Source organism: Alteromonas sp. MmMcT2-5, from assembly GCF_022348315.1.
GTDB lineage: Bacteria > Pseudomonadota > Gammaproteobacteria > Enterobacterales > Alteromonadaceae > Alteromonas > Alteromonas macleodii.
In genome coordinates, this window is sequence record NZ_JAKRFB010000072.1 from 1 (window position 1) to 15,321 (window position 15,321).

At 41.5% G+C, this 15,321-nt stretch carries 12 protein-coding genes; 5 read left to right on the forward strand and 7 right to left on the reverse strand.

The genetic code is table 11. The features are described from left to right. Positions 1-217: 217 nt before the first annotated feature. Positions 218-2,251, reverse strand: a complete 2,034-nt coding sequence (locus MHN09_RS19310; RefSeq protein WP_239241735.1) for an AAA family ATPase — start codon at positions 2,249-2,251, stop codon at positions 218-220. A 7-nt stretch (positions 2,252-2,258) separates the two neighbouring features. Then, positions 2,259-3,155 carry a tyrosine-type recombinase/integrase gene (locus MHN09_RS19315; RefSeq protein ID WP_049588295.1) on the reverse strand — a complete coding sequence of 299 codons (897 nt, stop codon included), beginning with the start codon at positions 3,153-3,155 and terminating at the stop codon, positions 2,259-2,261. A gap of 82 nt (positions 3,156-3,237) precedes the next feature. Between MHN09_RS19315 and MHN09_RS19320 the strand changes: the two genes are divergently transcribed. Further along, a complete protein-coding gene (locus tag MHN09_RS19320) occupies positions 3,238-3,543 on the forward strand; it encodes a hypothetical protein (RefSeq protein ID WP_139125438.1) in 306 nt (101 codons plus the stop codon). Positions 3,544-4,333: 790 nt separating this feature from the next. Here the strand turns inward: MHN09_RS19320 and MHN09_RS19325 are convergent. Continuing rightward, on the reverse strand, positions 4,334-4,918 hold the full coding sequence (locus MHN09_RS19325) for a hypothetical protein (RefSeq protein WP_015067949.1): 585 nt from the start codon (positions 4,916-4,918) through the stop codon (positions 4,334-4,336). Positions 4,919-5,616: 698 nt separating this feature from the next. On the opposite strand from MHN09_RS19325, the gene MHN09_RS19330 reads away from it, so the two are divergent. Both MHN09_RS19330 and MHN09_RS19335 read left to right on the forward strand, forming a co-directional pair. Beyond that, complete coding sequence (locus tag MHN09_RS19330; RefSeq protein WP_015067950.1) at positions 5,617-6,687, forward strand: XRE family transcriptional regulator; 1,071 nt, start codon at positions 5,617-5,619, stop codon at positions 6,685-6,687. Next, on the forward strand, positions 6,671-7,186 hold the full coding sequence (locus MHN09_RS19335; RefSeq protein ID WP_015067951.1) for a PIN domain-containing protein: 516 nt from the start codon (positions 6,671-6,673) through the stop codon (positions 7,184-7,186). Before MHN09_RS19330 ends, MHN09_RS19335 begins: the two co-directional genes overlap by 17 nt. Before the next feature lie 23 nt (positions 7,187-7,209). Here the strand turns inward: MHN09_RS19335 and MHN09_RS19340 are convergent, their stop codons facing one another. The 4 genes from MHN09_RS19340 to MHN09_RS19355 form a co-directional block, all read right to left on the reverse strand. Next, a complete protein-coding gene (locus tag MHN09_RS19340; RefSeq protein WP_015067952.1) occupies positions 7,210-8,496 on the reverse strand; it encodes a site-specific integrase in 1,287 nt (428 codons plus the stop codon). Between the two features lie 654 nt (positions 8,497-9,150). Then, on the reverse strand, positions 9,151-10,362 hold the full coding sequence (locus MHN09_RS19345) for a permease (protein ID WP_061095220.1): 1,212 nt from the start codon (positions 10,360-10,362) through the stop codon (positions 9,151-9,153). A 203-nt stretch (positions 10,363-10,565) separates the two neighbouring features. Further along, the gene (locus MHN09_RS19350) at positions 10,566-11,198 is read right to left on the reverse strand and encodes a cation transporter (RefSeq protein ID WP_015067954.1); all 633 of its coding nucleotides are present in this window, start codon (positions 11,196-11,198) and stop codon (positions 10,566-10,568) included. A gap of 1,208 nt (positions 11,199-12,406) precedes the next feature. Then, the gene (locus MHN09_RS19355; protein ID WP_239241736.1) at positions 12,407-12,568 is read right to left on the reverse strand and encodes a type II toxin-antitoxin system prevent-host-death family antitoxin; all 162 of its coding nucleotides are present in this window, start codon (positions 12,566-12,568) and stop codon (positions 12,407-12,409) included. A gap of 245 nt (positions 12,569-12,813) precedes the next feature. On the opposite strand from MHN09_RS19355, the gene MHN09_RS19360 reads away from it, so the two are divergent. Both MHN09_RS19360 and MHN09_RS19365 read left to right on the forward strand, forming a co-directional pair. Next, positions 12,814-14,481, forward strand: a complete 1,668-nt coding sequence (locus MHN09_RS19360; RefSeq protein ID WP_239241737.1) for a hypothetical protein — start codon at positions 12,814-12,816, stop codon at positions 14,479-14,481. Positions 14,482-15,026: 545 nt separating this feature from the next. After that, positions 15,027-15,321, forward strand: a 295-nt coding sequence (locus MHN09_RS19365) for a transposase (RefSeq protein WP_239241738.1), incomplete at its 3' end; no start/stop codon positions are given.

The following is a 15,321-nucleotide window of genomic DNA, read 5'->3' on the forward strand; positions in this document are numbered from 1 at the left end:
AAGCAAGAAATAATCACTCTGTTTGAGGACAAAAAAGACGGTTTTAAGTGGATCCAATACGCCGCAAATGGGTGGATCTATTAGGGTGCCAATCGACAAGTCTCTCAATAAGCTTTAAACGCTTACCGATAACGGGAGGCTTAGGCTCAATTTTAGGGCGAGCGATGACCTTGAGCGAACTCAATACGGATGTAGACATAATGTTTACCTCTATGGGTTAGTGAGGGCGAATAAAGCCCGGTTGGGGTTTTGCTTGCTTACGTTGGTTTTCATCTGCCAATAAGTTGATGGCAAAATCTCGAATTGATGCGTTAGGGCTAAACTTAGTGCGGCGCGCTAAGATGGCAAAGTCACCTGGAGTTAGGTATTTCAGTTGAAGCAGCGTTGCACTTTCTGACTCGCTTAGCCTTTTAACTCTTGTTATTTGTTTATACAACTCTAGCACTTGCACTGAAGTTAAGTACTGACAATCAAGCTTGAAGTCGAAACGACGTAACACCGCTTTATCTAGTTTGGTGACAAAGTTTGTAGCGGCAAATAAAGGTTGAGTGAAACACTCTATTTGCGTTAGAAACTCATTAACGAACTGAAGCTCATGTTGAGCACTTAGCCCTTCCCGAGCACTGAGCAAGCTGTCAACTTCATCAAGAAGGATAACCTGCTCCTCTGCGTGTGCGCGTTGGAAGAGTTCGGCAATTTTCTGTTCGCTTTCACCCACCCATTTACTTAATACGTCCGAGCATTTAACCCGCAAGAGCTTTCTATTGTTTAACTCAGCAAGATAATGCGCATAGGCGGTTTTACCTGTACCTGGCGGGCCTGAAATTAACGTTCGACTAGGTAGGTTGTGTTTCAGCGCATAAGTAATATCATCAAGGTAGGCTTGTGGCTGCTTGATGTTAAGGTAGCTTACTTCAAACGGAATTTCGCCCTTGTAGTTGAGCTTGTCTTGCCACTGCTCTGTCGCGCGGAGAGAGTACTCGACGACATCGTTTACCACTGTTTCTGCATCAACGCTCTTTGCTTTAATGGTGTGCGCAATGTGAGTTGCATTGGCCACTATCGCAGGCGTGATATTCTCTACCTGACTGATTTGCTTTCGAGCAGCAAGAGACACACCTAACCCGCGATAGTAAAAGCGCGTAACGCTTTCTATTTCTTCAGGTTTCAATGAAGGTACATCAATGGCGAGCTTGAACCTTCTGATAAAGCTGGCTTCAAGGCTCTGCACATAATTGGTTATCCAAATGCAAGGGATATCGTTGTACTCGATAAAACGCTGTAGGTGCTCTTTACTGTATTGGCTATCAACATTTTCAAATAAGCCCTCACACTCGTCGACTAACATCATAGCGTTAGATTTGTTAGTGAGTAATGAGTTGAGCAAAGAAAGATAACGAAGCCTGTCCTTGTTAGGGAAGCGACTGTTAAACTCATCATCGGCATAGTTGCTAGCTAGTGCCGTAGAGCGGATTTCATAAAGCGTTCTACCACAACTTTTCGCTAGTGCTCGAGATAATTCCGTTTTGCCTGTTCCAGATTCACCATACAGCAATACACTTGTACCCACGGTTCTGGCTTGTGTAGCAGCATTTAAGTATCGCGCTAGAAGCTCTGTATTGACATGTGGAAAATCCTTGAGCCCAAATGCAGCGTTAGGAGACGGGTGAAGCAGCGGCTCGACCAGCATCTCTCTAGAGGTTATTTTTTCAGTAAGTAACTTACGGATAAGCACCTTAGGCATTTCGCCAAAATCATACGATAAAAAATCCACATCCGGTAAGAAACCATATTGATTCAATCGCGCTGTAGCATGAGTAAACTGCTCGTCATTAACGCCTGTAATGTCTTTAATAATTTCATTCAGAGACAAATGGCTAGCTTGTAAATGCACGGATGAAGCTAACGCCCTCAACCACTGATTTACTTGAGAAAGTAAAGCGAACTGAACAAGCAAATCGGTTTGTTTCGGCAAATCCATTAGGCTTCTGATGAAGCTACAGTTGTCTAGAAACGTTTTGGTAACCTTAGGCTGTCTATCACTAATAGTTAAGCATGCTTTATAGTTAACGCTTTCATTTCTGTCTGTGAAAAACGGTACGCTTGAAACACTGCTTCCGCGCAGATTAGACGCAAGGCTTTTACTAAGTACATCGGTATCAACTGATGGCAAATATCGAAGTAACCGCTTGCCCCACTCACACGCAAGATAATGCAGCTCACCAGACTTTCTTAACACTTTATGAGACATATAGACCTCACAATTTGTAGGAAAGTAAGGAGGCAGCTTGTTGCATGACCTTTTCACTGCGTTTGTCATACATAATCGTCGTACTGATATCTGCATGCCCTGCCATCTGTCGAACGGTATTTAAATCGACATTCTGCTCGAGTAAACGTGTGATGAAAGTACGTCGAAGGTCGTGTGGTGACACTCTCTCAATGCCAATGGCAGACAATGATTTACGAATTAGAGAATAAACAGCACATGAAGATAAGTGAGTATCGTGTTGGATGTTCCCACCTCTCGCTACTCTGTGAAACAAATAACCTTTGTGTTTACCACGTAACGCTAGCCATTCGTTTAGCGCGTGCTGCGCCCACTCCGGTAAGTGAACGGTACGGCTCTTGTTCCCCTTCCCTTTCCTCACAATAAGTGCCGAGCCTGCTACATAGTCTTGAAGTAATAGCGCAACTAGCTCACTTCGCCGTAGCCCCGTTCCAAGGAGTGTTGCCAATACAGCATAATTACGGATACCGAGTACGGACGTATTTTGTTTCAAATATGCGAATAGCGTTTGAACCTGCTTGACCGAAAGCGGCTTACCGTCATGCGCGCCGTGGCTCACTTTGCTGATAGCGCGGAGCTGAACTAATTGTATTTCAGGCGCAAGACCTGACATAACAGCCACGCTTACAATACTGCGTATTGCTGTAATTGCTCTGTTTATAGACCGTGCAGACCAGCCATTAGCAATAAGCAATGCTTTGATATGACTAGCTTGCTGAAAGTCTATCTTGTGGTACATCATCTCACGCTTTTTTTCGGGCCAACGTAGCAAATCGGCGATACTATTGAGCTGTGAAGCAATAGAACGCTGACTATTAGGTGCAAGTCGACCTAAATACAGCGTATAGGGGCATGCAGCATTCATAAAATGCTCCTATATTTAGTTTAAAAGTATTGAAATAAAATAGGATTGCTGTGAAAAGCTAAATATATGATAGCGAGGGTTGGTGAAAGGTAATACGGCTGTTTTGTACCAGTTTAGTGAAGCTAAGGTACGCAGGCACCTTAGCTTTAATGGTTTGTTGTTATTGCTTCAAGAAGGTTTCAACGAACTCCTTTTGGGTACATCGCCCCCTATTACTAACCCACTTACGAAAAGGGCTGCAAAAGTGCTTGAGGTACTTGATAGAAGGTCCATAATCCCAGCTGAATTCCCCGGAATGAATATCTATTCGATGACGAGCCATCAACCTTCTCAGCTTTCTCCGCTCATTATCACTTTGCTGAGCAGCAATAACTTGATGAGCACCTAAGTTCTTAATACAGTTTAGTAATCTGAAGTCTAACTGAGTCGATGTACATAACTTATCGAGGTCGTAGATAAACAAATTGTCGAGAGCTATATGCTTATCAACTAGTGAAATCAGCTCCTCCCAACAGGTTGCATTCTTCAGTTTTACTTTCTTCTCGATGCGGGTGCAAGGCTTGTTTAGACTGGGTGCACTCGGTCTGCCAGACCTCAAGAGTTTTTCGTTTCGGCTGTACGCTGTGACTCTAACTGTGGACCGCAAACTTCCGATACCTACTCCTGTTAGTGATCCATTTTCAACATAAAACGCACTTTTTTTGCTTCCGCGTAGCTCAACGCCAATTGACCCAAGCGGGCGAAAGAAATCAGTCGCTAGATGAAACATTGATATACTGAACAAGGGAGTAAAGCCTTGCCTCTTATTACATTTTCGGGTGAGATATTTAAACCAGAAACGAGCAACGTCATAGTGATATCTGGTTAGCGGAAAACCTTTCAACTGAATTAGAAGCTTTTCATCGATAGAGTATCTGTAACCAGTGCTTATAACTAAACAAGGTGTTTCAGTGTTTATCTTTCCATATTGAAATTCTTTGCACAGCGGCAGAATTACACTCTGCTGGTAACTTCTAGAGCGCTTCATGATGGCGTATGGTGAACAATGGTTCTTGAACGAAAGCTTTTCCACACATTTGAACAAAGATTGCTCAAATTGGGCCAAGTTTTCATTTGATAGCCCGGTCACTAAGATGTTTAGGGCGTCTATGTCTACATTGATTGTATTTCCGCGCATATTAAAGTTCCTCCTCTGATTCTTCCAGTTCTATGAGGCAATTCTCGAGGTCTTCAATTAGCGCTTGCACTAGCTCTTCGTCGTCAATTAGCGTAAATATTATTTTTGCAATTGCTTTTTCATCTTTGACCGTTAGCGCTTCTTTCAACCGAGAGAAGTCAACATCCTTAGTTGGCCCACTTTTGGGGGCATCAACAGTTTCGCTAATACATTGTTCAACAAATTTCTTTGTGACGCTTTCCGGTGAGGGCTTAGATTTTATTTTCAGATTTTCACAGACCTTACGCCATACTCGATACCTTACATCAACATGAAGTTTGCGCATTGCTAGTAGTGATGAATTGGAATACTTACCAACAGGTAGAGATAAGCTTAAAGCTATCTCACCTGCTTTTGCGTGTTCAAACAGCATTGAGTAACTTATACTCGGAAAGGTTTCAGTACAGAAACTCTTGAAGTTTGGGAAGCCAATAACACTATAAGCCTGATTGATGTAAAGGGTTGTAACACTTTCTGCAAAATCGCAGTGTGAATCATTTATAAGATCGATTAGATCGTAAATTTTATCTTCATTTAATAAACTCATTTTAATCTCCGTAACAAATTGACTGACTATCAGCGACACGAAATTGCCGCTCACGGAGGAATTAGAAAAAACGACAGCGATCTGCATAAAAAATAAATAAAAAAGCAGAACAATTAGGAATAACAACCAACTCAAGTAATATAAGGTTATTAATCATACCCTTACACCATTATTTAGAAGTAAATCCTGAGCTCAGGATTAGTAAGCACCCTTATAAATTTGAATTACACAACTACGAATTAATGATAATCGACAAAAAGTGACCTAGAACATCAATTCCATTATCAAAATGTGCTCTATTAAGCACGCTGCACAGTCATATTAAGATTATTGTGGTTTATCACTCATAACGAAGCATTGGCTTGATTTACTTCTTTTAGGACAAAGTGATGTACCAAAGTATCTTAACTCTGATGCTCTGCCGTGCATGAACAGCCTTGCCTGGAATAGCAATTTTCTTTACTGGGGCACCACAGAAAGTCATATAAGGTATTAATTGGCCAAGTTAGATATATCTTTTCTCTTTAATTCAAATAGCGATAAAAACCGATGGTGATAAGCCATAGACTCGTAGGTCTCATTAGAGGAATTAGCACAAGTCCACTAATTGCGGCCTAGTTAAAACATCGACATCAACTCACCCATGGTTTATAATTTAGTGGAAATAATAAAATTTATAAACCACTTGGAGATTGACTATGTTTTCAGAACGTTTGATGCGAGCACGTAAAGCTGCAGGTATGTCTATGAACGCTCTGGGCATTGCAATTGGTGTATCTGCTAATGCTATTAAGAAATACGAACATGGCGAAGCAATGCCGTCATCAGGGAAGCTTTATAAACTCGCAAAGACTTTAGGAGTCCGCTCAGAATACTTTTTTCGACCAACAAAAGTGGAGTTGGGACATGTTGAGTACCGAAAACGTTCTAATACCCCACAGAAAACTCTCGACCGTATAAATGGCGATGTTCTAGATCAAGCTGAATTATGGACTGAATTGCTAGACCTTTTTCCAGATTCTGTCCGTCCGATAAGTAAATTTACTCTACCAGGTAATTTACCCGAGACAGTTGATTCTGAAGAAGCAATTGAATCTATTGCTGAACAAATGCGGAAAGAGTGGCAGTTAGGTCTTAACCCTATTCCTGATATGATCGATTGCCTTGAATCTCGAGGCATTATGGTTATCTGTACCGACGTCAATATAGGTAATAAGTTTGATGGATTAGCCGGACAGATCAACGAGTCACCAGTTATTGTTGTATCAACAACACAGCCTGGAGATCGACAGCGGTTTACACTAGCTCATGAGCTAGGTCATTTAGTATTGCACGGTCGGTTACCTGATACTATTGACGAAGAGAAAGCATGCAACCACTTTGCAGGTGCCTTTTTACTACCTTTGATAGCAATCAAACAACACCTTGGCACATATCGGCAGGCTCTTGAGCCGCGTGAGCTATTTATGCTTAAGCAAGAGTTTGGCATTAGTATGATGGGCATTTTGGTTCGTGCGGGTCAGGCAAACGTAATTTCATCATCTTTGCAAAAGCAATATTACATGAAATTCAATAAGCTCAAGTGGCGTACACGGGAACCAGGCACCGCCTACCCTCAAGAAACAACATTTCTTTACAAACAGCTCGTCTATCGAGCGTTAGCGGAAGATTACATCACAGAATCAAAAGCTGCTGAATTTTTAAAAATGCCACTTTCAGCATTCCACAAAGAACGTAAGCTAGGAATGGCTGATGCAATTACTAATTAGTGACGCAAACATCCTAATTGATATGGAAGAAGGGGAACTGCTGCCACAAATGTTCCAACTTCCTTATAACTTCTCCATCCCCGATATCTTGTTTTACGAAGAACTAGAACAAGAACACAACCATTTAATTGAGCTGGGTTTGAGACTTGATGAGCTTGAGGGAGAGTTAGTAAGTTATAGCGTAGCGCTTGTTGAGCAATATCGAAAACCTAGCCGCAATGATTGTTTTGCGCTTGCGTTGGCGAAACATCATCAGTGCCCACTTCTTACTGGAGACAAAGATTTACGAGCCGCAGCAGAAAATGAAGCTGTTGTTGTCATGGGCACAGTGTGGCTCTTAAAACAACTTGTAATACTACAGCTTATTACAGCGGACGAAGCGAGGACCTCATTAACTCTAATGAAAAATGCTGGCCGTAGGCTGCCATGGCGGAGAGCTGAAGAGTATATTTTAGAAGCAGAACAGCAAATATTGAAAGAACATACACTTGAGCCATGAGTATCAGGAACTATACCGTTGCTTTAAATACAACCACGCCTTCTGTACTCAGCCTCCCAAACCTTGAAGCGCTGTGTAAGTAACTCTTTGGTTTTTAAACCTCGTGCGAGCGCACGTTTGCTTTTTGCCCTTTCTTCTTTATTTTCGAACGTTACTCCGGATAGCTCCTGCTCAAACATACTAGGTACGACATGACTGTAGTGTTGCTCTATCATCGCAATGCTAGTACCGCATTGTCGAGCAAGTACATCAACTCTTAAAGTTCGGCTAAGTAATTGCCAAGTTATGTAAGTATGGCGCAGCGAATAGAGTGTTCTTGGTCCATCTGGGCTGGTCTTCAGCTCTGCTTCTTCTAATGCAGATACAAAGGTTCTACCCAGTTCATTGGTACTTGAACCGTCTGCTAAGAGAAATATCTTGTCGGACGGTCGGCGATTAGGAAAACGATCCATTAAATTCATTAGGGGAAAGACAAATTCATCTTTGCACACAACGGTTCTAGTGCCAGTATGTTTAGTGGTCTTGCCTTTTCGTACCTTGATTTTAAAAATAACTTGGTGCTCTTGTCTCGTCATTAAGATGTCAGCCCAAGTCAGTTCTTCCATTTCAGTGCCAGGACGAATACCTGTATTGACAACTACGTCAGCATAATCAAGTAAAAGTTCTCTTATTTGCCTTGTCTTTTCCTTACGGCTGTTGTCTCTCATACTTTCGAGAGTTTCAACGACCTTCTCATATTCAACTTCGCTGAAAGCAGCACGTCTAGCCCCCTGCTCTCCTTTGTTGCTTAATACTGGAACCTGAACTGGCAACATCCATTGGTTTTCAATCGCTGCTTTAAACACCATTTGTAGCGCAGCGTTATGATTTAGAAGAGTCGATTTGTTAAGAACCTTACCAGCCTTTTGTATTCGCCAAATGTCGAACTCTTTAAGCTTGTCTTGGTCAATAGAAGTGATATATGTACGGTCAAAAAATGGAATATGATATTTTTTCAAAGCCCCAATGTAGTCTTTGTAGCTAACTTTTCCACCGCCGTGAGCAAGCTCATGTTCCATAGCAAGAATGCTTTTTGCAGCTACATCGCGAAAACGCTTGCTCGTTGTGAGTGTTCCGGTTTCCGCTTTTATTTTCCACTCCATACGTAACAGTCTAGCCGCTGCTACAGCTTCTTCTTTATCAACTTGTTTAGTTGATTTGCAATGCCACTTCCCGAAAAGTTGAAAACGGGCGTACCACTTTTTGCTGTTATCTTGCAGGAAAACGTAGAGCGTGTCGTCGATGTCATGTCTTGCTAACTGCTTAGCCATAAATACCCATTTGCAAAGAAAAAATAATGCGCTTACTTCGAGTATATATGGCTTAGTTACAATAGCTACCTGTTTTATATAGATATTTTTAGGTTATGTTAATACACATTAACGTGACCTATTAGTCTGAATCTAGAAACCTGGTGGCGGTTCAAGTCCGCCCACTGGTACCATCTCTTTTCTTACCAATGAAAGAGATAACAATAAGCCGACGCAAGTCGGTTTTTGTGTCTGAAATTCGTTGAACGCTTTATTAACGCATAACCTTCGAATCTTCAGCGTTCGCTGCGACCGACTAAGCCATAGTTTCACTGTGAAAGTAAATAGGACAGTCACTTTCCCTAGCTATATTTGATAATGGCAGCTGATTTTATAAATCCCCCACACAGCCGAAGTTCTTAGCCTTTTAATATGAACAAAGATCTAATTGAGAAATGGGCTAACAATTAAAATGAAGAGCAGTCGCTATATTGAAGCTGAGGATATTATACTGTCACAATACCAGTGAAAGGCGTTCCAAGCGTCTTTCACTGGCTCCTTGTTTTAAATGAAAGAAACTTTGCTCGTTTATGGGACTGATTTGAAACTTAGAACAACTTCTAATATTAAAACTCAAAATGAAAGTTAACTAATTCATAAAGTTGCGCTTGTAAACTATAAAAATGGAAGCACAGCAATACCAATTGCAAGCCATACATACGCGATTATCGAAAGCGTCAGCAATACCCAATCGCCAAGGCTTTTACTGCCTGAGGTCGATTTCTCTTTTTTGGAGTAATGCCAAAAGATGAATGCGCCGGTTAATGTAAGAAAGGCCACATTCAAGAAAAAAGCGTAATCAATGTTGAAGAACTCCCGATCGGTCATCGACTGAAACCCGGAGGCATCTGGTAAGTGCCCCAAGAGATCGAGTCCGTAGTGCATGACGAGCGAGACTCCTACAAGGGCACATAGAAATACAATCAGTATATAGATAGCCATTTTCCAGCCATAGTACTGCGCCTGAATCCGCAACACTGGAAATACCACCAAATCACTAAAAATAAACGCCATTACTCCGGCGAAACTGACCCCCTGCCCGAATAACACCGCCGCTAGCGGAATGTTGCCCATTGAACCAATAAACGTAAAAAAAGCCGCGACTGGGCCTACGATTGTCTGTGCGAGAATTTGTAAAAAGGAATTCGACTCCTGTCCGGCCCCTATGAAGAGAGATTGAAAAAATTCAGTGGGAACGAATACCGCGATGATACCGGCAACCGTAAATCCAATGGTTACATCTTTCCATACCATCTTCCATTCCATTGTGTAACGGCTGGCAACTTGGTGCCATCCTGCTTTACTCATTATTTTATCTTTCCAGCCTTTTTCCTTACTATTTGCCTGGCTGTCGCCTCCCTCTGCTTTTTTCGCGTGTGATTGCGCTTTTTCCTCAAGCTCTTTTTTACACGTCAGTTTGACCAAAAGCCACACGGCCAGGATAAGCAGAATACCACCGACATATTCTCCTACAACGAACTGCCACCCAAGAAAAATAGAAATGATTATGCCTAATTCCACCACCAGGTTGGTGGACGCCAACATGAAAGCAAGCGAAGGAACTAAGCCTGCACCTTTTACAAATAGGGCACGCGTCGTCGATAACGCAGCGAAGGAACATGAACTGGAAATAAAACCAAAGAAAGTGCCCAATGCCACACTTTTAGGGCCGGCTTTTCCCATGGACTTTTGCATGCGCTCTTTGGTCACAAAAACTTGGATCATTGAGCTTATTAGGTAACCAAGCGCGAAAGCCCAAAAAGCCATCCAAAACAGACCCAAGGTAGTGTGAGCCGCCTCTTGCCATTGCGTTAAAAACTCACTCATTGTTCTCTCCTTTAAGACAATGTTAATCAATCGCCGATTCAATTAATGGCTTTATGGATTGCTGCGTATTTGTATCTCAACCATCGGTGCATGGAACATTACATTCTGTGCTGTATCATGATGCCTGAGCCTGAAGCACTTGGTTGATACGTGACGAAACAAGTCAGTGCTAAGAGAATGAATTATTTAAGGTGATGCGGGTATTACTTCTCATCAATACTGATGTCTCTTGCTTTAGTGTAAGCTTCCCAACCTTCTTTTGCTGCATAAGGTACAATGAGCAATGCCGCCACAGGATCAGCCCACCACCAACCAAACCAATTTACCAATAGCAAACCGGCAAGGACAACGATCGTTTGGTATAAGCAGATAAAGGTATCTTTAGCATCGGCGAGTAACGCCGGGCTATCCAGCTTGCGGCCATATTTTCTTTTGAAATGAATCAAAATCGGGTTGATAAGCAAGGAAGTAACTAAAATGATTAACCCCATAGTGCTCCAGCTTGACGTTTGCTGACTAAGAAGTTTTGTAACGGAATCATAAGATATAAATATGCAGACCAAAGTAAATGATACGGCAATCACGTAGAGAGTGATTTTCTTCCGTCTATTTACTTGTTTTTTATCAATTCCCTTAAGTTCGCCGTGTAGACGCCAGCCTAGCGTGGTAGCGCTTAACACCTCTATTGTACTGTCCAATGCCCACCCTATGAGCGCTGAACTATTAGCAATTATTCCTGCGATTAAAGCTACTATGACTTCAATTGCATCATAGATGACATTTAATATTTGAAGCGTTCTGGCCTTTTTTAAATCACTTTTTCTTGTTGGTTCCATGTTTTACCTTTTATATATTCCATCCAATAAAATCTTCATATTTTTTCGCACTCGTTCTATACTTGTTTCTTTAGAAGTCAAGTAAGCTAATTACGCCATTTCCAAAACTTGCCTGAGTACAGATAAGCACTGCGTACATGGGGTCCATTGTGACCAGGTTTTATAAAAGGGGCCTACCACATTTTCCAGACAACATTTACTAAAAAGGAAAAGAAATGACATTTGCTTGCGGGCTTGCAGACAAATGTTTAATTCTATTCATCACGCGCTTTATCTGAACGTAAGTATTTCCACAACGCAGCCACTGCCCCGATTAGGACCATCACTACCAGTAGCCAGATCAAACCCATACCTATCATCATTTCAACCCCCATCGTCTCTCCCATACAATTCATCATGATTTATGTACTCCCTAATTGAACCACCCGCATTTATGTAAACCGGCAAAGCCATAATGACGTCAAATTGAACCATCATAGGCCTTAGAGTGCAGTACCCTTAGACTAGAGGTAGGCGGGCACTCTTGGCTCCAATTTTTCCATAGGTTTTTGCGTTCGCTTTTTGTTGACAAAGACTTGGCTCATTGAGCTTATTAGGTAGCCAAGCACGAAAACCTAAAAAGCCATATAAACAGTGCCAAGGTAGTATGAGCAGTCTCTTGCCATTGCGTTAAAAACTCACTCATTGTTCCCACGTTTTTGGCGATGTTAATCCATCCCTGATTCAATTAATGGCTTTATGGATTGTTGCGTATTTGTACTTTAACTATTGGTGCGGGGATCATTTGGCAAGGCCTGACTTTCCTAGACACTTTCTATGTCCTTAAAATACTGCCTGTCATATTCTGTTGGTGACGTGCTTCCGTTGGCAGGATGAGGTGTTCCGGAAGACTATTACATTTGATGATTTTTACTATTACAACCTGATAAGTAAGCGGAAGAGATTTCTTGACATTGTTCGTAGGAATGAGGCCTGACTTTGCAAAGAATTTGCAAAGCTTCTCAATGTAAACATATACCCATGATTTCAATAAAGTAATGTATGCGCATTTATTTCAAAATCCGTTGCTAGCGATAGCGTGGCGGTTCAAGTCCGCCCACTGGTACCATATTCTTCTTTTAGAATAATATACTGAAACCGACCTTTGAGTCGGTTTTTTATGTCTTATTTTCTATTCAAACGCGGATGTATCATCCATGAGACTGTATTCAATCGTCGCCAAATGCATCACCCAGTTCAATCAGCCCTGCCTCTGACAAATTTATGAGTTTTAATAATGCTATAGTTTGTTGCTGTTCTTCGTAGTCATTCGCATCCTGAATAACATACTTTGGCTTGCCATTTTGCGTGACCAAAATGGGATTATCCAATTCCAGATATTCGCATGTTCCTTCATGTAAGATACAGTTTGAGTTTTCATGACAATCTCTATTGGTCTAAATATAGACTTATTATAGTCCGATAGACGAAAAATGAAACGGATAGATTTCCGAGTGGCCCGCAATATTTTCATGATATACCTATACCGGAACATTTATTTAATCAATTCGGCTTCAAAATTGAAAACTCTGCATGTTATGCTTACACATCAATTCAGCGATTAAAGACCACTTACTTGACAAAGTTTGATAAAGATCTCCCGAAGTTAGAGATGCGGCTTGACGCATTTTTTGATGCCATTGATGACGAAGATTACAAACTTGCCCGACTCATTGTAAAAAAGGCGGTCAGGAAATTCCCCCGACATCCTGTTTGCTTCGCGCTTCAAGGGTTAGCAGCTGTATTTATCGATGACGATCATACCGATGGTTATTTGTTTTTTAAGCAAGCAATAAACAGTGGCTACGCACCTGCTTTTGTATACTTTAACTTTGGACTCTGCGCCGAAAAATCTGGCTCAATTGCTGAATCTTTAGCGGCTTTTCAAAATGCGCTGGACAGTGCGTCACCGGAAGAACTTCATCAATATGAACCTGCCAGACTCCATCTCCAGGCGATTAGAGAACAACTTCCCGAACACCTCACTTTAGAACAGTACCTTATAGACGCCAAAATTTTTGAAGAAGGTGTTGTATTGTTAGAAAGTCATAAGTTCAGTGAAGCGGCAAACTGCTTTACTCTGCTGTTAAAAACCCAGCCTGAGCATGTACAAAGCTGCGGCAATTTGGGAATTTGTCAGATGTATTTAGGCGATCACTTGTCTGCAAAACGTGCGTTTCATCGAGCGTTAGCGATTGATCCAGATTACCGGTTAGCTGAAACTAACCTGACATTATTAAAAGCGCTTGAAGACGGAGAGATAGAAGAGCTTCCCGGACTTGGTATTACCGATTTCTATGCAGAAAAAGAGAAAACCTCAAATCCTGCCACTGAACTCAATCAGGCAATATCACAAGCCGTGGCCAACGAGCAGTTTAATTCAATTGAGGATGCCCAAGCATTTGTTGAGAACTATATGAATGAGCATAACAGTTCACCAAATACTGATATGCTTAACCTCACACCAAGCCAAACTCACAAGCTACTTACTGAGCCTTTCGAATCCAGTGATTTACTTAGCTGGCAATTTTCGGATGTTACCAAATTTACATCAGCCCCTGTTTATTGGTTAGCTGTAAATTTAATAGGAGCGTTAGGGGCTGATGGAGTTAAGTGCACCGCCAATGGAAATTTGCCCCGCAATTTATGTCGGTCTCTATTCGATAGTTATATGAAAAAGTTTGCTCCCAACCTTATAGTTTCCAAAATAAATAAAGAAGACGATTTCATTAACCTACATGTAGTTCGCAGCATCTTGTTGATTGCCAAGTTAATTCGTAAACACGGTGGACGCTGGAAGCCATTGAAATCAACATGGCAACTTTATGAGCGCATACAGCAAGGTGATAACACAGCTTCGACTGAACTTTATCAAGTGCTGTTTCAGACGTATGCTACTGAGTACAACTGGGCGTACATTAGTGGCAATGAGAGCGATTGTGCATTCTATCAGTTCAGTATAGGTTACTCATTGTATATGCTTCGTCATCTTGGCGCTGAATGGCGACATTACCGAGAATACCAGGTACTTTATGAGCAGGCTTTCCCAGAACAAGTAGATCCGCTTTCAGAGTTTTCAAATGTAAATTTTCCTTCACAATATATTCTTCATTTCTGGTTCGACTTTGCGTGGCAAGTCGGCCTAATAGAAAAACGTGAAAGTACCGATGAAAAAAGAATAAGCTTTTCCAAAGAAATTATCGCGACTCCTCTGTTTAGCGAGCTGATATCTTGGCACATATGAATCCGGTGATAAAAACCGTCATTTACTCTAATCGAATGCATGCGGCATCAGTAATTATAGCGTCTTCAATAAACATCAATTTATTTGTTATGGCATGGAATTTCAGATCAAAACACACCGTTTATTTGAATCTGATAGAAAGGGATTCCACCTAAACCTCATCAGCTTTGTTTGGGGCTTCATGGACTGGGGAAGGGAGAATCGGGTAAAGTAGCGCTACGCATTTTCTATGCGAAAAACTGTTAGTCATGCAAATAATTTGCAAAGCGTCATTCTTACAATTTAACTTGCTGAATTACAATAACTATTTCAAAAACCAACTTTTCAAAATCCGTTGCTAGCGATAGCGTGGCGGTTCAAGGTCGGTCCCATCAAGCCCGCCCATTGGTGCCATCTTCTTCTAAAGAAGAAGATACTGAGACCGACTTTTGAGTCGGTTTTTATTTTTTGACTTCACTAGAGGCTGTTAATCTTTGTATGAAAAGCAGTCGGCATAGCAACGAGGTATAATTGTTTCGCCAAAAATAATTAACCGTAATGTTGCTATGCCAAGAACGATGCTAACAGATGATGCGTGGGAAATCCTAAAAGTACTGCTAAAGGAGAGTGGTAGAGTCTATAACAAATATGAGCACCGAAATAGGCTGGAGGGCATACTTTACCGAATGCGTACCGGCATTCAGTGGCGAGATTTGCCACCTGAATTTGGTCTCTGGAATACGGTCTTCCGACGATTCAATCTATGGTCGAAGAAAGGCATATTGCAAAAGTTATTTGAAAGCTTAGCCTCCGAGGGTGACCCAGAATGGTTGTTTCTTGATGGTAGTATAGTTAAAGCGC